Raw genomic sequence first — 20,488 nt, forward strand, 5'->3', positions numbered from 1 at the left:
AAGCCGAAATACAAAAATCCACCTCCATACTAATCGATACCCTATGCGCAAGTACCTTGCGGCTATGCCAATCAATCACAGCACATAAATAAACAAAGCCTTTTGCCATAGGGATATACGTTATATCAGTAGACCACACTTGATTACTGCGCTGAATAGCCAATCCTTTGAGCAGATATGGATATTTTCGGTGAGCTTGATTAGCCTGGCTTAAATTTGGTTTGCAATATAACGCCTGAATACCCATTTTCTTCATTAAAGTACGTGTATGACGTCGTCCTATATGATGCCCTTGACGATTCAACAAATCACGCATCATACGACTGCCTGCAAAAGGATATTGCATATGTAATTCATCAATACATCGCATCAGCTTCAGATCTGATGAGCTAACAGGTTTTGGGCGATAATAATAACAACCACGAGAGACTTTCAGTAACTTAGCTTGTTTAGATACTGAAATCTGAAGTGAGTAATCGATTAACTTTTGTGGTTGAAGCGGCCAAGTTTCTTCAACACACCTTCTAAAAAATCAATTTCTAATGCCTGCTCACCGATTTTTGCATGTAACTTTTTAAGATCAATGGGAGGTTCTGATGGAGCTTTTGATTGATCGAAAGCTTGTGAGGAAGCTGAGATCAATTGATTTTTCCAGTCAATAATTTGGTTTTGATGAACATCAAACTCAGAACTCAATTCAGCAAGTGTTTTTTCTGCTTTGATCGCAGTAAGTGCTACCTTAGCCTTAAAGTCGTTTGAATGATTTCTTCTTGGTCTACGTGCCATAAAATACTCCATATATTGATGTTTATAACATCATTTGAGGAGCAGAGTATCACTTATAGGAGTTGTTCAAATTTCCGGATCCATCTCTGTAATTAATTAAGGGGCTGTAGTCGATAAGGCTAAATACCCACCAAAATTAGGAGATGACAACAGCACTCAATGGTCTTTCAGCAGCGATTAGTACAGGGATGGTAACGGTTGCGAAGAAAGGTGGTGGTATTGTTATTGATACTGCTAAAAGTACTAAACGTATTTTAGAGCCTGTAAATTATTTTGTGTAAGTTCGATTTTTTAATCGATCATCGAACGTAATCGTAAATCAGTTCATCGCTAAATGATATAAGTAGCGCTGTTGTGCAATATTGGCATTTGAATACTTTTTATGAGGTTCATTCTTCTTGTAATTCTATTACTGAATAAACCCTAAGTGGCCGACTTGGAATAGGAATGAGTGGTAGGGAACGAATAGGAATAGGTGGTAGGTTTATGCAGGAATATGCACCTTATTTTGATCTTTATAATAAAGGTCACTTTTGTACATAAAAATAATGACTTATCTTAATAAATACTGCGCTAGTCTAAATTTTAGACAAAAAAAATCCCACATGGGAATGTGGGAAAACTAAGAAACTACAGCTATGTTTCGTTCATTTATTTTATCGTCATCTGACCGACAAACAGTGGCATAAAATTACTTTTTTAAGTCTATTTTTCACCTTTAACATATCCCATTGGATCCGCATCGAAGTATACGATTTACACCTAGATTATTATTTCCGATCTAACTCTACTAGGCCCTGTCTTGCTTCTGTAATGATCAGTTGAATTTCTTCATTTTGCTTTCTCTTTTGTTCAAAATACACATAAATGCCTAGAGAAAATCCCACAGCTAAAATGATCAGCGTCATCATGATAATTGCATTATGATTCATTATATTTAGCCCCTTTAAACTTCCTCACTATTGTGAGATGCAAGGACTATACACAGCAATAACAAAAATGCTCAATTCCAATAAAGAAAATACACTGTTTTTTTTAATTTTATCTAAGAAAAACACTTTATTATTTAACAATATAATAAAAACCAAAATGTAACACGCATTCAAAAAATACGTTAAAATTCAATTATATTTTGTTCTATCTGTCATGATTATATTTTTAAGATATTTTAATTAATTTTCTCTCTATCTCAATTATCAGTCTGTTAAAATAAAAATTGATCTAAAAAACATAAGCTTATTTAAGCCATTACAGCCCGTTTGAAAAATGCTAATCTACAAAAATACCAACACAAATACGTGACGTAGTTAGCATTTTTAATCAATTCTTCAATTTTTTCTTGTGATGTGAAATACAATTTTTTGCATCCAGTGACTAAAAAAACACCAACTTCGATACGCTCCACTGATGCTCAATCATTCTGCTGTTATATTGAAGCTCTGACTAATCTAGATTGAAATGACTTTAAATCACCAAAACTCTGACAATGATGGTTTGATGTTCTTCATTTTCCTCAATCAACTGTAAACGCTTTTGTTCTTTACTCACCACTTTAAAGCGCAAGTTTTGATATTCAATAATGCTTGGAATTTGGTCAAAATATTGTGCATCAGCATCAATTTCATCCTCAAATAATGATGTACCAAGTTGATAGTCCAAACTTTTTAAAACGATATATTTCACCGTTGTTTTCATCACAGCATCCTTTTTATTACTTTTTGCTTTACTTTTATTTGTATCACCGTTCATGCCACGATTAAACCTATAATTGTAAATTTTGCTGTATTTATAGGCAGTTAAATCGTGAACATTCTTATTTTAACATTTCACTTTTTGATGTTTTTTCGCACAAGTCGACAAAATTCAGTACACTTGAGCAACTTATTCTATTCACTTGCAGATTTATCATGCTCAAACAATGCTGTGCCATACTTGAACAACGCCAACAGACTGTGGCTTTTATTGAAAGTGCCAGCTCAGGTTACTTATGTAGTCAGTTTTCTATTTATAAAAATAGCGGTGCCAATATTTTACTTGGTGGATTAGTCAGTTACGACCCAAGCATTAAACGTGAGATTTTGCATGTGAATAGTGACTTAATTGCCACCTATACCGCTGAATCCGCAGAAGTCACACAAGCCATGGCAGTTCAAGGCAAAAAACTATTTCAACATGCAGATTTTATTGTGGCATGCACAGGGTTACTGAAACCAGGCGGCAGTGCCACACCAGAAAAACCTGTAGGGACATTTTTTATCGCCATTCATTATCAGCAGCAAACTTTTCAGTACAAATATTTTTTAGATGGCAATCCATTACAACGACTAGAACAGCTCACTCTGTTAGTCGCTCAAGACCTGATTGATCTAATGCAAGATACAAACACTTGTACTGCACCCTGAAGTAAACCTATCTTTTTAAGTCTCTATAAAAATTCTCATGACTGCCCAATTTTAAAAGATAGAGTGTCATGATTTCGTCATCACTCACAGAGTAAGCCAGTAGCACAAGCTGTTTGTCCATTTTAAATTTATAAACAAATACTCCTGCTAAATCCCCCACTTTAGCTTCTCCGATATCAGGATTATTCCAAACGGTTATTACGGCATTATCAACATCTTTTTTCTGCTGCTTGGTTAGTTTTTTCACTGTCCGTTCAAATAAGGGAGTTTGTTGTATATTCATTGAACTCAACCAAAGCTATATGGTGTTGTATTCCCTGCTTTGACATGCGCCATACTAAGCAACAAATCTGCTATATCTTGAAAAGTTAAATCGGGATTGTCTTGTGCGATTTTTCCAATTTTAGCCCAGTACTCAATTTGTTTAGTTGCACTTCTACTTTCAGCCATCCCGTAAATCTTTGCTGATTCAACAATATCGCTGTCTATTTTAACTGCTACATGTGACATTGCTTTTTCCTCATATTAATTATGGAATAAATTTTAGCCAATCATGCAACCATTTACAACCCTAAGAAACAAAATACAACAACCTTCTTTTATGATCAAATATTTAAAAATGCGCTATCGTACGCCCGATCTTTTTTAATTCTCTAACGCTTCAATAATTACTCATTGTATTTTTGACTACCCTCATCCAAACCTCAAAAAAAATAAGGTTCCATTGCTTAACAATGAAACCTTATCTTCAGCCTAAACTGCTGCATCACATGATGTTCATGCACGGTACAGCTTTTTAGACAACCAATTAAGCAGCCGAACGCTCTGCAATTGGTACAACTTTACGCAATTCTGGGCCTGCATAATCTGCACTTGGGCGGATAATACGGTTATCTGCACGCTGTTCCATCACGTGTGCTGCCCAACCTGTTACACGGCTCATCACAAAGATTGGTGTAAATAGTTTGGTCGCAATACCCATAAAGTGATACGCAGACGCATGGAAGAAGTCAGCATTACAGAATAATTTCTTCTCACGCCACATCACTTCTTCACAACGCACCGATACAGGATAAAGTACTGTATCACCTACATCTTGCGCTAAACGCTCAGACCAGATTTTGATGATGCCGTTACGTGGATCATTGTCTTTATAAATCGCATGACCAAAGCCCATGATCTTTTCTTTACGTTCCAACTTGCCTAGCATTTCACGTTCAGCTTCTTCTGGCGATGTCCAATTTTCAATCATTTCCATCGCTGCTTCATTCGCGCCACCGTGTAATGGGCCACGTAATGAACCAATCGCGCCTGTAATACATGAATGCATGTCAGACAAAGTTGATGCGCAAACACGTGCTGTAAATGTTGATGCGTTGAACTCATGCTCTGCATACAAAATTAATGACACATTCATGACTTGTTCATGCAATTCATTTGGTTTTTCACCACGTAATAAATGCAGGAATTGTGCGCCAATTGAATCATCATCCGTATTTTCTTCAATACGCACGCCATCGTGGCTATAACGATACCAGTAGCAAATAATAGCTGGCAAAGTCGCCAAGATGCGGTCTGCTACATCTTGTTGCTGTTCAAATGACTGTTCGGTTTCTAAGTTACCTAGCATTGAAACACCTGTACGCATCACATCCATTGGGTGTGAATCTGCAGGAATACGCTCAAGCACTTCTTTGAGTGCTTGAGGCAATGCACGTAAAGATTTCAATTTTGCTTTATAGGCAGCCAATTGCTCTGAAGTCGGCAATTCACCAAAGAAAATCAAGTATGCAACTTCTTCAAACTGACAGTTTTCTGCCAAGTCTTGCACATCATAACCACGGTAAGTTAAGCCTGCGCCACTTTTACCAACAGTTGAGAGTGAGGTTTTACCTGCCACTTGTCCACGCAATCCTGCGCCTGTGAGTACTTTTCCTTCAGCCATTTTTTTAATTCTCCTGTTTGAACAGCTTGTCTAATGTATTTTCAAAAGTGTGATAATCAAGGAATTCGTATAATTCTTTACGTTGCTGCATTTTGTCTAAGACATTAACTTGAGTGCCATCTTTACGAATAGATTGCATCACTTCTAAGGCAGCTTTTTGCATGGCACGTGTTGGTGAAAGTGGATACAACACCATACGAATACCCTGCTCCGCCAATTCTTCTGTGGTGTAGTATGGGGTATCACCAAATTCAGTAATGTTTGCAAGTACTGGTACACCAACTGCATCACATACTGTTTTATACATGGTAATGTCTGTCATCGCTTCAGCAAAAATTGCATCTGCACCCGCTTCCACACATGCACAAGCACGGTCAATCACCGCTTGCAAACCTTCTTTTTGCAAGGCATCTGTACGTGCCATGACTACAAAGTTTGAATCAGTTTTTGCATCAACCGCAGCTTTAATTCGATCGACCATTTCTTGCTGAGTTACAATTTCTTTGTTTGGACGATGTCCGCAACGCTTTTGTGCAACCTGATCTTCAATGTGTACTGCAGCAGCACCTGCAGCAATCATTTGCTTAATACTGCGGGCAATATTAAATGCACCACCCCAACCTGTATCAATATCCACCAATAATGGAGTATCTACACGCTCAGTAATACGACGCACATCTTCCAAGACGTTGTCTAAACTGGTCATGCCCAAGTCAGGTAAACCGTAAGAGTAATTGGCGACACCTGCGCCAGATAAATAAATGGCTTTATAGCCAACCTGCTTTGCCATCATTGCAGCATAAGCATTTACCGTGCCGATAATTTGTAATGGCTTTTCCACTTCTAAAGCTTGTCTGAATCTTAAGCCCGCAGATGTTTGTTCTATCATCTTCCTTTCCGCTTTTCTTACTATATTTTTCGAGGTTTGAGTATATCGGGAATGCAACGCTGCGCCATGACTTTTTAGAATCTATGCTCTAAAACTTTAGTCAAATAATTCGAAATTTTATTGCACAATAAATTTTCGTGATATTGCTTATTATTTAAATTTAATAAACATAGCTTTTTTGCATACTAAATAAGCAAAATTTAGCTTATTTTGAGTGTATTTCTATTTTTTCTAAATTCAAGCACGCTGCCCGTACACTTCAACACAGCACGCTGTGCATAAATTTGCTATAATAACAATCTCTCCCTTTGATCATTTGCTGAAATATTATCCAATATGCAAGATATCGCTCATTTAACCCCTTTCGGTAAAGATGTCCCTCCTACAAAGCGTGGACATGAGCGATGTGTGGCGCTGCTCGTCAGTGCAACTGATCTGTTTTTAGAACGTGGCTACGATGCCGTATCTTTAGATGATATTGTGCAACATGCTGGCGGTTCTAAAGCTTCTATTTATAAATACTTTGGCAATAAAGAAGGCTTGTTTAAAGCGATTTGTGATTATCGCCGTGACAAGTTTTTTCAGGATATTCACATCCCTTTTGAACAAATAGATTCTAATTTACGTGGTTATTTGCTTCAAACCTTGCTGAATTTTTATCATCATATTCTAGCGCCTGAAAATGCAGCTTTTATGCGTTTAGTTTTAGAGCAAAGTCAGCGCAACCCCGACATTGCCTTGCATATTCATGAGCGTGGCCCTCTGCACGTGCAATTGTGCATTGCCAAAGTGCTAGAGCATGCCAGCCAACAAGGGCTCATTCGCTGCGAACACCCTGTTTATTCGGCACAATTGTATTTTGGAATTTTAAGAAATTTAGAATGGCGCATTATTATGGGCATTCCAAAACAAGAAACTGAACAAGAAACAATCAATTATGTAAGTTATTGTGTAGATCGCTTTCTAGACGCCCATCAAAAAGTCTAGTTTTTTTGCAATTTCTTCATCCTATAGTATATTAGCCGATTCCCTTTTTCACTTAACCAACCAACAACTAATTGTTGTTTTTCTCATTCAGCAATTATTGTGGAGTAACGAATGGCTCTACGTCACTTTCTAACATTACGCGATTTATCGACTTTAGAACTGAATCAAATTTTGCAACGCGCCATTGAGCTTAAGCGTAAACAGCATAACAATGAAGTTTTCCAACCCTTTGTGGGCAAAGTCTTGGGAATGATTTTTGAAAAATCTAGTACCCGAACTCGTGTATCGTTTGAAGCAGGTATGAGTCAGTTTGGTGGTAGCGCAATCTTCCTATCATCACGTGACACACAGTTAGGCCGTGGTGAACCGATTGAAGATTCTGCACGTGTCATTTCAAGCATGCTTGATATTGTGATGATTCGTACTTTCGGACATGACATTGTAGAGCGTTTTGCATCTTATTCAAAAGTTCCAGTAATCAATGCTTTAACTGACGATCACCACCCTTGCCAGTTACTTGCAGACATGCAAACTTACTTAGAGCATCGCGGTTCAATTGAAGGTAAAACCGTGGCTTGGATTGGTGATGGCAACAACATGTGTAACTCTTATATTGAAGCTGCGCACATGTGGGGCTTTAATTTAAAAATTGCAACGCCTAAAGGCTATGAACCTGAACAACGTTTCCTGTCTGAATTTGCACACTGCGTAGAATTAGTAGATTCTGCTGAAGATGCCGCAGTCAATGCTGACCTGATTGTGACCGATGTTTGGGCGAGTATGGGGCAGGAAGAAGAACAAAAAATCCGTGAAAAAGCCTTTGCAGACTATCAAGTCAATGAGCGCTTGATGGACTTGGCACATCCAGATTGCTTGTTTATGCATTGTTTACCTGCGCACCGTGGTGAAGAAATTTCTGAAAATATGCTCGATCATAAAAACGCTGTGGTTTGGGATGAAGCCGAAAACCGCTTGCATGCTCAAAAAGCATTGGTTGAGTTTTTATTGAACGAAAGCCTCAAAAAAGACTAAACGACTTCAAAGCATTGAGTACGCTTTGATGAGTTTTGTTACAAACAGCACCAAATGGTGCTGTTTTTTATTTGGCTCGTTATAATCTAAAACGACGGTTATTTTCTAAAATTTCAAAAAGAGCCTAGATGAATAATATGATGTATAAAACACTTGCGACAATAACACTTTGCGCAGCTGCAATGCTTGCTCATAGCACAGCCTATGCTAAACCTAGCGAATTAGACCAATATTTGGTTCAGCACGATATTTTAACGGCTGACTACAAAATTAAAAATGTAGCAGCTTTAAATGAAATTTTAGATGTAATCAGCGATGAAGATTCCCGCACTATGCCGTATCAAGTCGATCAAAATACCGTGATTGAACAAAGTACAACTACAGACAAGCAAATTAACATTCGCGGCATGATTATTTCACCCGATTTTACTCAGTTTGTAGAAAGCACGGGCTACAACAATGTTAAAAATATGATTAAGCAAAATTTGATTCACAACTGTGATTCAATGTTTGAGCATCAATTTCAGCGTGTAAATCCGTATGTGTTGAATTTACAACTCAGTGCGGAGAAAACACAATTTAATGTGCAATTGTCGAATAGTGAATGTAAATTTAAAGCAGATTAAATTAAAGTGCTCTTAAGTTAAGCATCACATCCTCATTACAGGTTTAATAGGTTGAATACTCAATAAACAGTTGAGAGTTAACGTATTAAACCTTGCGGTTGTAAAATAATGATCAATGCGCCTAAAACTACTATCATTCCACCGAACATATCCCAACGTGTTAAATTGACTTGATCTACATACTTTAACCAAATCAAGGCTGTACAAATATAAATACCACCATAAGCCGCATAAATTCGCCCCGATGCCGCAGGATGTAGAGTCAATAACCACACAAAAGCCGCTAAGGCTAAAATTGTTGGCAGCCATAACCACTGTGATTTCCCCTGATTTAAAATCAAATAAGGAAAATAACAGCCTAATATTTCCATAACTGCCGTAACAAAAAACAAGAACGTTGTGCTGGCAATTTTAGTGATCTGAAAATCCATAAATCCTGTGTGGTCTCTCTTTTAGCAGTAACGATTCAAGTTCACGCATCTGCGAATTCATAAAAAATAACCCATGTTCAACATGGGTTATTTTCAAAATTCAAATAAGGATTGATTAGGCTGGTTCGGCCGTTTGATCTTCAAAGACTTCAAGTTTCAAACCGACTGCCTTACCGTTCTCTTTCTTCACAGAAACAGCCACATTACCGCCCTGTTCTGCAAGTTCACCAAACAGAATCATTTCTGCCAATGGCTTTTTCAAGTGTTCCTGAATCAGACGTTGCATTGGACGTGCGCCCATTAAGCGATCATATCCATGCTCAGCCATCCATTCACGCGCATCTTGATCAACCTCAAGAATGACTTTTTTATCATCCAACTGCGCTTGTAATTCAGTCAAGAATTTATCCACTACATTTTCAATTACTGTAGTAGGTAAAGCTTTAAATTGAATGACCCCATCCAAACGGTTACGGAACTCAGGTGAGAAGGCTTTTTTCATCGCTTCTTGGTTGTCATTACTGTTGTCTTGATCCATGAAACCAATGCTCACGCGGGAAATACTTTCCGCACCAATATTAGTGGTAAGAACCAAAATCACATTACGGAAGTCTGATTTACGACCATTATTATCGGTCAATGAACCATGATCCATAATTTGCAGCAATAGGTTAAATACATCAGGATGCGCTTTTTCAATTTCATCCAACAACAACACACAATGCGGATTTTTATGAATCGCATCGGTGAGTAAGCCACCCTGATCAAAACCGACATAGCCTGGAGGTGCACCAATTAAACGTGAAACGGCATGGCGCTCCATGTACTCAGACATATCAAAGCGAACCAATTCCACACCCAACAGTTTTGCCAACTGCTTGGTAACTTCGGTTTTACCAACGCCTGTCGGGCCAGCAAATACAAAACTACCCACTGGTTTGTCTGGTGTTTTTAAACCAGCACGTGACAGTTTAATTGCTGATGCTAACGCTTCAATAGCTTCATCTTGACCAAAGACCACACGTTTTAAATCACGCTCAAGATGTTCAAGTACAGTCTTGTCATCTTTCGATACGGTTTTAGGTGGAATACGTGCAATTTTAGAGACGATATCTTCAATGTTTTCTACTGTGATTAAAGTATCATCTTGCTCAGCTCTTAAACGGCGCTGCGCACCTGCTTCATCAATCACATCAATGGCTTTGTCTGGCAAGAAACGGTCATTGATAAATTTGGCCGATAACTCTACCGCAGACACCAATGCTTTATCATCATATTTAACATGGTGAAATTCTTCAAATTTCGATTTTAAACCACGTAAAATATCAATCGTTTCTGAAATTGAAGGCTCATTCACATCAATTTTTTGGAAACGGCGTGAAAGTGCATGGTCTTTTTCAAATACCTGACGATATTCTTGGAAAGTGGTCGAGCCAATGCAACGCAACGTACCATTTGCCAATGCAGGTTTAATTAAATTTGATGCATCCATAGTGCTGCCCATGCTTGAGCCTGCACCAATAATCATGTGGATTTCATCAATAAATAAAATGGCATCAGGTTTCTTTTTCAAAGCATTTAACAGTTGTTTTAAACGCTTTTCAAAGTCACCACGGTATTTTGTACCCGCTACCAACGCACCGATATCCAAACTATATACTTCGGCATTTTCGAGTGGTTTTGGCGCTTTACCATTCACAATCAGCCACGCCAGACCTTCGGCAATAGAGGTTTTACCCACGCCTGGATCACCCACCAACAATGGGTTGTTCTTACGACGACGGCATAGAATTTGTGCAGCACGCTCAATTTCTTTTTCACGCCCAATTAACGGATCGGTTTTACCCTTTTGAGCTTCGGTATTTAAATTCAGCGTGTAAAGCTCAAGCGGGCCTGCATTGGCAGAGCTTGAACTTTCACCATCTAACTCTTCAATTTCTTCTTCAGCTTGTGTTTCATCTTTACGGGTCCCGTGTGATAGGTATTGCGTTAAGGTCAAACGGTTAATTTGATGACGCTTGAGTAGATACACGGCAAATGAATCACGTTCAGAGTACATTGCCACTAAAATATCTGCGCCTTCAACCGTACGGTCACCACCGCTAGATTGCACATGGAAAATACCACGCTGCAAAATGCGGTCAAAACTTTCGGTCGGGTGCGGCGCCTGATCGTTATTTTCAGCAAGTTTAGGGGTATGTTGTTCTACATATTCTTCGAGTTCTTTACGCAGCACAATAACATCTGCACCACACGCCTTGAGTGCGTTGACTGCCGAATCATTGTCTAATAAAGCCAATAATAAATGTTCAACCGTTAGAAACTCGTGTCTCTTTTGACGAGCCATGCTAACAGCCAAACGTAGTGATACTTCTAATTGACGACTGAGCATGTAACCCCCTTAATCTTTAGGCTCAATCTGACAAAGTAATGGATGACCTTGTGATCGAGCGTAATTATTGACTTGGTTCGCTTTCGTTTCCGCAATATCCCGCGGATAGACCCCTGCGACACCTTTTCCTTCATAGTGTACAGTTAGCATTACTTGAGTCGCTTGGTCAAGATTCATTGCAAAGTATTGTTGTAAAATTTCAATTACAAAGTCCATTGGGGTGTAATCATCGTTCATTAAAACGACAACATATAAAGGTGGGCGTTTTAATTGTGGCGGCGCAGTTTGTACCGCAATATCACCATCATCTTCATGTCCTGCATCATCCACACTTAAACGCGGGGTTAAATGCCAATCGACATAGCCAGATTGATGAAAAGTGGTTTTAATTTCATTTAAACAGATGGATCTTTTTTGGGTTCGCATAAGTTTTACATATCACACATTATTGAGCGCTAGCTTCTGCTTGTGGAATTTCAGAAATAAAGGCAGAATCTGCCTCCACGGCTTTGCCTTTGCTCCAACTGAAGCGTTTAATCACAGGAGTTGCGCCATTTAAACGGACTTCAATAAAGTCTGGATTAAAGCCTTTAGGCATGCTCCAGCGCCCTGTTAAACGCTCATAATTATCAAAATTAAAATTGCTGTCTTCCATCGGAACAACCAGCACTTCTGTGCCTTGAATTAAACGCAGTTCTACCGTACCACTTGCACGTCGCTTGTTTGGACTCACTTGTACCAAATCGACCTGATATTCATAAGCATTGTCTGGTAATGGTTTCACCCCAAGATTTTGCACGGTCAGGCTTAAACCACCACGTTGACGCAAAACTTCACGATAAATCGCACTCATGCCTTCAGTACGTTGCTTATCTTCAGTTGCTTGAGTGAAAGCTTGATACAAATCATTGGAGTTACTGACCGCAACATCGCGTTCTTGAACCGCAGCATTTAAGCTCTTATTCAGACTTTCCAAACGCGTTTTTTGTTCTTGCACCACTTCAACCAGTTGTTCTGCATCGGCATCGTAACCAACCACAGTTAAGCCCTGACGATGCCCGACTGAATAGCCCAAAAAGCCACTACCTAAAATTAAAATGGCAGCACCAATTGCCAAAGGCGCATTGCTTTCAAGAAATGGCTTTTTTTCTGGCGGTGTAGATGAGGGTGTCATGCTTGAATTCGACTGTGACGTGGTTTCTGTATCGGTGTTATGCATCGTCGTCTCTTGTTTTGATTCATTCAAAGCACACATTTAAATCGAAATCTAAATGTGTGTGAAGTTGAAAAACGTGTTCTTATGGTAATAAACCAATCACCTCAAGTCCTGCATGTTCTGCAAAACCAAACATGAGGTTCATATTTTGTACTGCTTGCCCTGCTGCACCTTTCACCAAGTTATCTTGTGCCACCAAAAGTACTAATTTTTTCGGTTGTGGCTTATACAATGCGATACGCAACTGGTTAGCGCCACGTACTGAGCGTGTTTCTGGTGAACTGTTGGCTGGCATGACATCTACAAACTGTTCATTGGCATAAAACTGCTCATACAGGCTTTGTAAATCTGCTGCATCACCTGCATCAGTTAAATCTACATAAATGGTGCTGAGCATACCGCGAATCATAGGTACTAAATGCGGTACAAACACAATGTGATTAAACACATCTTTTTGACCCGAAATATTTTCCAATGCTTCTACAATTTCTGGATGATGACGATGCCCCGCAACGCCATAAGCCTTAAAGTTGTCGGCATTTTCAGAGTAAATCATGCCCAAACTGGCTTTACGCCCTGCACCAGATACACCCGATTTTGCATCAATAATAATACTTTCAGGTTTCACTAAAGCTTCAGCTTGTTTAAATAATGGCGCTAAACCAAGTTGCACTGTGGTTGGATAACACCCTGGGTTACCAATCACCTGTGCTTGTTTAATTTGTTCCCGGTTGAGTTCAGACAAGCCATAAACTGAATCTTTTAAAATGTCTGGGCAAGCATGTTGCATGCCATACCATTTTTCAAACTGTGCTAAATCTTGCAAACGGAAGTCTGCTGCTAAATCGACCACTTTGGTGTTGGCTGCAACAAGCTCCGCAGCATGTTGCATTGCAACGCCGTGCGGTGTAGCAAAGAACACCACATCACACTGTTTTAATTCTTCGATGTTTAAATCTGAGTAGCACAGGTCTGTGTGTCCACGCAGGCTTGGGAACATATCATCTACACGGCGACCCGCTTCTGTACGTGAAGTCAGTACATTTACTTTCACATTTGGGTGTCGTAGCAAAAGACGCAATAATTCAACGCCTGTATAACCTGTACCACCGACAATACCAACTGAAATCACGTGCATTACCTCAATTCAAAAGCATGTTTAAGCTAACGCTATAGTATGACAGGAAGTTTTGGTTTTCTGAACTGTTTTACTAGGGTTTTGGGGCTTTTCTTTATTCTGTTGATTTTATAAAAGATGATTTGGATTGTAGTCAATACGTGCAACACCTTTGCATTGTAGTCTTATCATGTGGGTGTTGGCTTTTTTATTGATACCACCACCAAGGCAAAGACGTTGTTTTTAACTGCTTGCGATGCTGCAAATAGTGCGCATCATGCCGTTGTACTTCAACCCAAAATGCAGGACTATGATCAAAATGTCGTGTATGCGCCAACTCATGCACAGCAACATATCGCACAATTTGTTCAGGAAACAACACCAAGGCGCTATTGAGCATAATATGCTGTTGCGTACTGCAACTGCCCCAACGGGTTTTCGGTTGACGAATTGCGCACTGTTTAAATGGCAAAGCAATTTCATGACTGACTGTTTGCAAATATATCGGCAACATTTGTTTGGCATAAGCAATAACAAAGGCTTTTAAATATGCCGCAGGTTGGCGGTCACTAACCCATAGGCAATGCTGTTTTAAATCTAAAATAAAACTGTGTTTTTGTGTTTGATAATGAATATTTAAAGGCTTAGCCAAATTAAAAAGTGATAACTGATTTGGCAATTCACGCCGAACAAGTCCTTGCTGCGCCTGCTGTTTATGCCAAGTTTCAATCATCCACTGTTCAGATTGCTGCAAAAAATCCTGAATTTGTCGCTGAGTACAATATTTCGGTACAGTTAAGCGAATTTGATGCGGCTCGACACGCAAACGTAAACGTGTTGCTTTTGCATGTGGTGTGATTTGAATTTCAGGTAAGTCGGATAATGTCATTGTTGTTCTTTTATTAAATCCTCCCCGACCCCTCCTTTAATAAAGGAGGAAGAAAAGCCCCCCATTAAAAACAAGGGACTTGGGAGACGAATTAAACCGCAGTACGTTCTTCAATGCCGTTATTGGTCGCTACAATTGCAATATCTGCTTTATTGATGGCAAAAATACCATTGGTCACAACACCCGGAATATCATTCAAGGTTTTTTCTAATTCCAACGCATTTAAAATATTTAAATTATAAATATCTAAAATCACGTTACCGTTATCAGTTACCACACCTTCACGGTAAGCAGGATCGCCACCTAAAGCCACAATTTTACGTGCTACCGCAGAACGAGCCATTGGAATGACCTCGATTGGCAATGCAAACTCACGTCCTAACTGCTCTACCCATTTTGAATCATCGACAATACAGATGAACTTACGTGCAATAGAAGCCACAATTTTTTCACGGGTCAACGCTGCGCCGCCGCCTTTAATCATGTGCATGTGACGGTCAATTTCATCTGCACCATCAACATAAGCATCTAAACTGCCCACAGAGTTCATATCGACCACTTCAATACCAAGTTTCTTTAAGCGCTCCGCAGTCGCTTCAGAACTTGCCACAGCTGCTTCTAATTGTAATTCAGGCAATAAATCAATCAGGAAATTGACTGTACTGCCTGTACCTACCCCCAAAATCCCGCCTTTAGGCAAATGTTTTAATGCTGCTTTGGCAGCCGCTTGCTTCTTTTCATCTTGGGTAGCATACAGACTCATGACTTCACTCAACTATTTTTGACATTTGTTGCCGATTTTACAGCGCAAATGTGCAGGGGTTTGTTACAATAACCCCCTATTTTAAACTGTTAGATGGAAGATTAACATGCTGTCTCGTTTGGTTCGACAAATTTTACAAGCAACGGTCTACGATGTTGCAATCGAAACCCCACTCGACGCAGCGCCACGAATTAGTGAAAAACTGAACAATAACATTCGCTTTAAACGTGAAGACTTACAACCTGTATTCTCTTTTAAATTGCGTGGTGCGTATAACCGTATTAGCCAATTACCCAAAGACCAACTTGAACGTGGTGTAATTACTGCCTCTGCAGGCAACCATGCGCAAGGTGTAGCATTGTCTGGGCAAAAACTGGGCATTCGCGCCATTATCGTTATGCCTAAAACCACGCCAGATATTAAAGTACAAGCGGTAAAACGCTTGGGTGGCGAAGTGGTATTACATGGTGACTCATTTGATGTTGCCAACAAATATGCAATTCAACGTGCCCAAGATGAAGGCATGACTTTTATTCCACCGTATGACGATGAATTGGTCATGGCAGGTCAAGGTACGATTGCCAACGAAATTTTGCGTCAATGGCGCGATGTCGAATATGTTTTCGTTGCTGTTGGTGGTGGCGGTTTAATTGCAGGTGTTGCAGCCTACTTGGGCGATGTCGCACCGCATGTCAAAGTCATTCCTGTAGAATATGATGAATCGGCTTGCTTAAAAGCGGCTTTTGAAGCCAATGAACGGGTTATTTTGCCGCAAGTGGGTTTATTTGCCGATGGTACTGCTGTCGCACAAATTGGTGAGAAACCGTTTGAAGTTTTACAACTACAAAAATCAGATCAATCAGGCCCAATTGTTGAGCGCGATGTAGTTTTGGTGAATACCGATGAAATCTGTGCGGCAATTAAAGACACCTTTGATGAAAACCGCAGCATTGTAGAACCTTCAGGTGCAATGGCTTTGGCAGGCATCAAAAAATATGTCGAGCAACACCAATTGCAAAATAAAAATATTGTGTCAATTGTCTGTGGCGCAAACATGAACTTTGACCGTTTACGCTATATTGCGGAACGTACTGAACTCGGTGAACATAAAGAAGCAATTTTTGCCGTGACCATTCCAGAAGAAAAAGGTGCGTTCCTTAACTTCTGCCGTGCGCTGCAAGGTCGTAATATCACCGAGTTTAACTACCGCGCCAGCGATGCTACTGCTGCACAAGTCTTTGTCGGCATCAGCTTAAAATCTGGTGAAAAAGAACGCCACGACATTTATGAGTTACTCAAAACCCAGTACGATGTTGATGATTTGTCGGATGATGAAGTAGCAAAACTACACATTCGTTATTTGGTCGGTGGTCATGCCGATATTGAAAATGAACGTCTATTCCGTGTGGAATTTCCAGAGCGTCCGGGTGCATTACTGACTTTCTTGGAGCGCTTAGGCCCAACCCATAACATCACCCTGTTCCATTACCGTAACCACGGTGCAGCGGAAGGTCGTGTATTGGTCGGTTTAGAAGCTTCGGATGCCAAACAGAACCCAGATGGTTTAATTGAAACTTTGGAAAAGATCACTTATCCATACCAAGAGATTACTAATAACTTGGGTTATCAGCGTTTCTTAAAATAACCGATCACACATCTCAATAAGTGCAAAAAACCGCTGATTTCAGCGGTTTTTTAGTCATATTGCTACAGTATAGAGCCCTAAAATATTTTAGAATATTGGAAGAATAATATAATTTTTCAGGATGATGCTATGGCACAATTTGCTGTCATTGGTTTAGGTAGCTTTGGTGCAACTGTGGCGACACAATTGGTCAAACTCAACCATGATGTCATTGGGATTGATAGCAATAAAAAGTTTGTAGAAAACATTGCCGATCAAATTACCCATGCGGTGATTGCCGATGCAACCGATGAACACGTTTTGGAAGAACTGAATATTCAAAATTGTGATGCAGTGGTGGTCGCCATTGGTGAAGATATTGAAGCCAGTATTTTGTGTGTCTTAAATTTAAAGAATTTGGGTATTTCTAAAATTTACGTTAAAGCCAAAAGTAAAGCGCACACCATGATTTTGACCCACTTGGGCGTAAGTAAAATTATTCACCCTGAAGAAGATATGGGCGTTCGCATCGCGCAATCGCTGAGTTATCCGATGGTGAGTCGTTATATGAGCCTAAACGACAACCACTATATTGTAAAAGTAAAAATTAAAGACAACTTGCATGGCACGCGCATTCATAGTCTGATGTCACATGCACCCGAAGTTAAACTTTTACTGTTTAAACGTGCCGAAACGATTTTCTATACGCTTGAATCCAATTTAATGCTACAAACAGATGATATTTTGGTGGTTGAAGGACAACTTGAACCATTAAAACGCTTATCTAAACAATTTAAGTCAGAATGAAAAAAACAGCGAAACAACCAATCAAAACTGTCAATTTAAGCCCACCCAGTCTTTTGGCACTGGGCTTTTTAAGCTTTATTAGCATTGGCACAATCTTGCTGAAACTGCCCATTTCCCATCATGGCGAGATGAGTTGGATTAATGCCTTATTTACTGCTACATCTGCAGTGACGATCACTGGATTGTCTGTAGTGAATATTGGCGATGCTTATACCGTATTTGGGCAAATGGTCATTATGTTGTTGTTACAATGTGGTGGCTTAGGTTTTATGACTTTTGCGATTTTAGCGGTTTTAAGTTTGTCATCCAAAATTGGTTTAAAACAACAAATCATGGCGCAAGACACCATTGGGCAAACCAACCTGTCTAAAGTGTCGATGACCATTAAAAGCGTGTTGCTCTACTCATTGTTTTTTGAAGGGATTGGCACGGTTATTTTAACCTTGGCATGGATGCAGGATTATCCATTTAGCGATGCATTTTTCTATGCGGCTTTCTATAGTGTTTCAGCCTTTAACAATGGTGGATTTTCATTATTTCCCAATAGCTTAATGAGTTTTGCAGATCAATACCTGATTACCTTAACTATTAGTATGCTGTATATCATTGGCGGTATTGGTTTTGTGGTACTCATGGATATTAAACGTGCCAAACGCTGGAAAAAACTCTCACCCAATAGCAAGCTGATTTTATCGACCATTGCTGGTTTAAACTTTGTGGCCTTTCTGCTGATTTGGGCGATTGAAGCCAATAATCCACATACCCTTGCAGCCATGAGTATTGGCGATCAAGCCCTCAATGCATGGTTTCACGCTACCGTTCCTCGCTCATCAGGCTTTAATAGTCTAGATGTCGCAAGTATGCAAAATAGCTCGACCTTGCTCACCATGCTTCTGATGTTTATTGGTGGTGGTTCGCTCAGTACCGCAGGCGGTATTAAAGTTGGCACATTTATTATTGTCATTTTAAGTGTGATCAGTTTTTTAAGACGTTCAGATGAGGTGCGTGTGTTTAATCATGCTGTACCTGAACGTACCACCTTTAAAGCTTTGGCGGTGATCAGCATCACAGGTATGTTAATTTGCCTCGGTTTGTTTAGCTTACTTGCCCTTGAACCGAAACTGAATTTTTTAGACCTGTTGTTTGAGGCTGTATCTGCAGCGTGCACGGTGGGTTTATCCCGTGGTGTTACAGGTGAATTACAACCTGCCAGCTTAATTATTTTAATGTTGTTGATGTTTGCAGGTCGTTTAGGGCCGCTGACTTTGGCTTATTTAATCGCCACACCACAAAAAAGCCGACTTAAACATCCAACCGCAGATATTCAAGTTGGATAAAAGCTGGATACGATCCGACTTCAAAAACAAACGCCAATCTTCAAGATTGGCGTTTTATATTCAGCGAGCAATAATGAGAAATCAATCTTAATCTACTTAAAACCAATTCATTAAAGACACACCCAAACCAACATAGGTGGCGCGGTGGTTATAATCAATCAGGCTTTCGCCATAACCATCAAACAACTGGAAATGACCGCGTAATTTTCCACTGATTGGGAAAACCCAGTCAAACTGTGCTGCACCGTGCGCGTCATCACCGCCTTTTAAGCTATGACGAAGCATCAAAGAAAAGTCATGCTCTTTCCAGCGATAAAATGCCAACATATCGCCACGCCCGATATAATTTTTAATTTCAGGGTTATTGTCATCGCTGCGGTCTTCTTCAATGCGATACCACGGACGTAACATCAAGGCAAAATTGTCTTTTTCAAAACCTAAATTAAAAATCACCCGATTCCAACTGCGTGATAATGGATCAGAACGACCATTGGATTGATGGTTCAACGTCACACCCAATAAACGACCATGCAGCCCCATAAGTGTATAGTTGGTGCGGAACATCAAACTGGCTTCAGGCTCATAATTGGTTTCACGAAATGGACGTGACTCATCACCATTATAAACCTGCCAACGTGATGACTGGGTATAACCTAGCCACACATCACCGTTATCACCCAACAGATTTTCTACCGCTTTGGTTTTTAAAGACAGCTGAAATTTGGTTTCCATTGAGGTCAGGTTTTGCTCCTTACCCACGGGAACGGTATTTTGCTCATTCAAGCTTTGTGGACGTTCATTTTTATCGGACGTCCAAAAAGTAGGCATCAAATACACAGGTTGATAAGCACGTAAATTCCATGTGCCTAATTTGCTATCGGGTGAAAGCTCCCAGCGCTTATCCAGTAAAGATACATTCGGATCAAGCTTTGGTACATCAAATGAAAATAAATTACTCACACCCACTGCAATTTTTTCTTTCACAGTTTCAGGTGCAGGAGCAAGTGCCTGAGCGGCTTGACGTTCGCTAATCAGCGCTGTTTTTTCTGCTTCAGGAATTTTAAACAGAGCATCGTAACACACCAAACGATCAGCATTTGACTCTAAAGCCACACAGGCTTCAGGTGTTGCAGGTGCAACTAAGCTAGCTGGGTCTTGTGCATAGGTTTTCGCCACAAACACAGTGCTGAGTGCGGCAACACTCAGCGACAGTCCTGTGCGTTCAAACAGTTTGAACGCGCTCAT

The 20,488-nt window shown here is 39.9% G+C and carries 22 protein-coding genes and 1 pseudogene; 8 read left to right on the forward strand and 15 right to left on the reverse strand.

Annotation, left to right across the window (positions count from 1 at the left end; all coding sequences use genetic code 11):
* A pseudogene (locus tag FTV43_RS09480) lies at nt 1–798 on the reverse strand (IS3 family transposase); the annotation flags it as partial.
* Between the two features lie 131 nt (nt 799–929).
* On the opposite strand from FTV43_RS09480, the gene FTV43_RS09485 reads away from it, so the two are divergent.
* Nucleotides 930–1,067 (forward strand): hypothetical protein, encoded by a 138-nt coding sequence (locus FTV43_RS09485; protein ID WP_158660382.1) that lies wholly within the window; start codon nt 930–932, stop codon nt 1,065–1,067.
* A 489-nt stretch (nt 1,068–1,556) separates the two neighbouring features.
* On the opposite strand, the gene FTV43_RS09490 is transcribed toward FTV43_RS09485, so the two are convergent.
* Both FTV43_RS09490 and FTV43_RS09495 read right to left on the reverse strand, forming a co-directional pair.
* Entirely contained in the window at nt 1,557–1,718 is a 162-nt protein-coding gene (locus tag FTV43_RS09490) for a hypothetical protein (protein WP_004973471.1), read from the reverse strand.
* Between the two features lie 532 nt (nt 1,719–2,250).
* Complete coding sequence (locus FTV43_RS09495) at nt 2,251–2,481, reverse strand: hypothetical protein (RefSeq protein ID WP_026438431.1); 231 nt, start codon at nt 2,479–2,481, stop codon at nt 2,251–2,253.
* 212 nt (nt 2,482–2,693) lie between these two features.
* On the opposite strand from FTV43_RS09495, the gene FTV43_RS09500 reads away from it, so the two are divergent.
* Nucleotides 2,694–3,188: a CinA family protein gene (locus FTV43_RS09500; protein ID WP_096901591.1), complete on the forward strand. Its 495-nt coding sequence runs from the start codon at nt 2,694–2,696 to the stop codon at nt 3,186–3,188.
* A 7-nt stretch (nt 3,189–3,195) separates the two neighbouring features.
* Here the strand turns inward: FTV43_RS09500 and FTV43_RS09505 are convergent, their stop codons facing one another.
* The 4 genes from FTV43_RS09505 to prpB form a co-directional block, all read right to left on the reverse strand.
* Nucleotides 3,196–3,471 (reverse strand): type II toxin-antitoxin system RelE/ParE family toxin, encoded by a 276-nt coding sequence (locus FTV43_RS09505; protein WP_004973465.1) that lies wholly within the window; start codon nt 3,469–3,471, stop codon nt 3,196–3,198.
* A 5-nt stretch (nt 3,472–3,476) separates the two neighbouring features.
* Nucleotides 3,477–3,698 carry a hypothetical protein gene (locus FTV43_RS09510; protein WP_004973462.1) on the reverse strand — a complete coding sequence of 74 codons (222 nt, stop codon included), beginning with the start codon at nt 3,696–3,698 and terminating at the stop codon, nt 3,477–3,479.
* Nucleotides 3,699–3,996: 298 nt separating this feature from the next.
* Nucleotides 3,997–5,133: a 2-methylcitrate synthase gene (prpC, locus tag FTV43_RS09515; RefSeq protein ID WP_179995371.1), complete on the reverse strand. Its 1,137-nt coding sequence runs from the start codon at nt 5,131–5,133 to the stop codon at nt 3,997–3,999.
* Nucleotides 5,134–5,137: 4 nt separating this feature from the next.
* Nucleotides 5,138–6,022 (reverse strand): methylisocitrate lyase, encoded by an 885-nt coding sequence (gene prpB / locus FTV43_RS09520; RefSeq protein ID WP_168417357.1) that lies wholly within the window; start codon nt 6,020–6,022, stop codon nt 5,138–5,140.
* Nucleotides 6,023–6,358: 336 nt separating this feature from the next.
* Between prpB and FTV43_RS09525 the strand changes: the two genes are divergently transcribed.
* The 3 genes from FTV43_RS09525 to FTV43_RS09535 all read left to right on the forward strand — a co-directional run bounded on the left by FTV43_RS09525 (nt 6,359) and on the right by FTV43_RS09535 (nt 8,667).
* On the forward strand, nt 6,359–7,009 hold the full coding sequence (locus tag FTV43_RS09525; protein WP_179995372.1) for a TetR/AcrR family transcriptional regulator: 651 nt from the start codon (nt 6,359–6,361) through the stop codon (nt 7,007–7,009).
* Between the two features lie 111 nt (nt 7,010–7,120).
* On the forward strand, nt 7,121–8,041 hold the full coding sequence (argF, locus tag FTV43_RS09530) for an ornithine carbamoyltransferase (protein ID WP_179995373.1): 921 nt from the start codon (nt 7,121–7,123) through the stop codon (nt 8,039–8,041).
* Between the two features lie 128 nt (nt 8,042–8,169).
* Nucleotides 8,170–8,667, forward strand: a complete 498-nt coding sequence (locus tag FTV43_RS09535; protein ID WP_257224106.1) for a hypothetical protein — start codon at nt 8,170–8,172, stop codon at nt 8,665–8,667.
* Nucleotides 8,668–8,744: 77 nt separating this feature from the next.
* Here FTV43_RS09535 and FTV43_RS09540 read toward each other — a convergent pair whose 3' ends face one another.
* The 7 genes from FTV43_RS09540 to rpiA form a co-directional block, all read right to left on the reverse strand.
* Nucleotides 8,745–9,098, reverse strand: a complete 354-nt coding sequence (locus tag FTV43_RS09540) for a YnfA family protein (protein ID WP_004973443.1) — start codon at nt 9,096–9,098, stop codon at nt 8,745–8,747.
* Between the two features lie 115 nt (nt 9,099–9,213).
* The gene (gene clpA, locus FTV43_RS09545) at nt 9,214–11,490 is read right to left on the reverse strand and encodes an ATP-dependent Clp protease ATP-binding subunit ClpA (RefSeq protein WP_179989473.1); all 2,277 of its coding nucleotides are present in this window, start codon (nt 11,488–11,490) and stop codon (nt 9,214–9,216) included.
* A 9-nt stretch (nt 11,491–11,499) separates the two neighbouring features.
* Nucleotides 11,500–11,916 carry an ATP-dependent Clp protease adapter ClpS gene (gene clpS / locus FTV43_RS09550; protein WP_004973438.1) on the reverse strand — a complete coding sequence of 139 codons (417 nt, stop codon included), beginning with the start codon at nt 11,914–11,916 and terminating at the stop codon, nt 11,500–11,502.
* Nucleotides 11,917–11,935: 19 nt separating this feature from the next.
* Nucleotides 11,936–12,709 (reverse strand): DUF6776 family protein, encoded by a 774-nt coding sequence (locus FTV43_RS09555; RefSeq protein WP_096901621.1) that lies wholly within the window; start codon nt 12,707–12,709, stop codon nt 11,936–11,938.
* A gap of 79 nt (nt 12,710–12,788) precedes the next feature.
* The gene (argC, locus tag FTV43_RS09560) at nt 12,789–13,844 is read right to left on the reverse strand and encodes an N-acetyl-gamma-glutamyl-phosphate reductase (RefSeq protein ID WP_171287379.1); all 1,056 of its coding nucleotides are present in this window, start codon (nt 13,842–13,844) and stop codon (nt 12,789–12,791) included.
* 187 nt (nt 13,845–14,031) lie between these two features.
* Nucleotides 14,032–14,712: a M48 family metallopeptidase gene (locus FTV43_RS09565; protein WP_004973431.1), complete on the reverse strand. Its 681-nt coding sequence runs from the start codon at nt 14,710–14,712 to the stop codon at nt 14,032–14,034.
* Between the two features lie 91 nt (nt 14,713–14,803).
* Nucleotides 14,804–15,475, reverse strand: a complete 672-nt coding sequence (gene rpiA, locus FTV43_RS09570; protein ID WP_179995374.1) for a ribose-5-phosphate isomerase RpiA — start codon at nt 15,473–15,475, stop codon at nt 14,804–14,806.
* Nucleotides 15,476–15,581: 106 nt separating this feature from the next.
* Here rpiA and ilvA point away from each other — a divergent pair, with 106 nt between their 5' ends.
* The 3 genes from ilvA to FTV43_RS09585 all read left to right on the forward strand — a co-directional run bounded on the left by ilvA (nt 15,582) and on the right by FTV43_RS09585 (nt 19,243).
* Nucleotides 15,582–17,120, forward strand: coding sequence for a threonine ammonia-lyase, biosynthetic (gene ilvA / locus FTV43_RS09575; RefSeq protein WP_019837302.1), 1,539 nt, complete (start codon nt 15,582–15,584; stop codon nt 17,118–17,120).
* A 129-nt stretch (nt 17,121–17,249) separates the two neighbouring features.
* The gene (locus FTV43_RS09580; protein ID WP_004973425.1) at nt 17,250–17,906 is read left to right on the forward strand and encodes a TrkA family potassium uptake protein; all 657 of its coding nucleotides are present in this window, start codon (nt 17,250–17,252) and stop codon (nt 17,904–17,906) included.
* A complete protein-coding gene (locus FTV43_RS09585; RefSeq protein WP_004973423.1) occupies nt 17,903–19,243 on the forward strand; it encodes a TrkH family potassium uptake protein in 1,341 nt (446 codons plus the stop codon). The genes FTV43_RS09580 and FTV43_RS09585 overlap by 4 nt, the downstream gene beginning before the upstream one ends.
* Before the next feature lie 96 nt (nt 19,244–19,339).
* Here FTV43_RS09585 and FTV43_RS09590 read toward each other — a convergent pair whose 3' ends face one another.
* On the reverse strand, nt 19,340–20,488 hold the full coding sequence (locus tag FTV43_RS09590) for a phospholipase A (RefSeq protein ID WP_096900844.1): 1,149 nt from the start codon (nt 20,486–20,488) through the stop codon (nt 19,340–19,342).

Origin of the sequence: Acinetobacter sp. YH16053, from assembly GCF_013417035.1 — a bacterium.
Taxonomy (GTDB): domain Bacteria; phylum Pseudomonadota; class Gammaproteobacteria; order Pseudomonadales; family Moraxellaceae; genus Acinetobacter; species Acinetobacter towneri.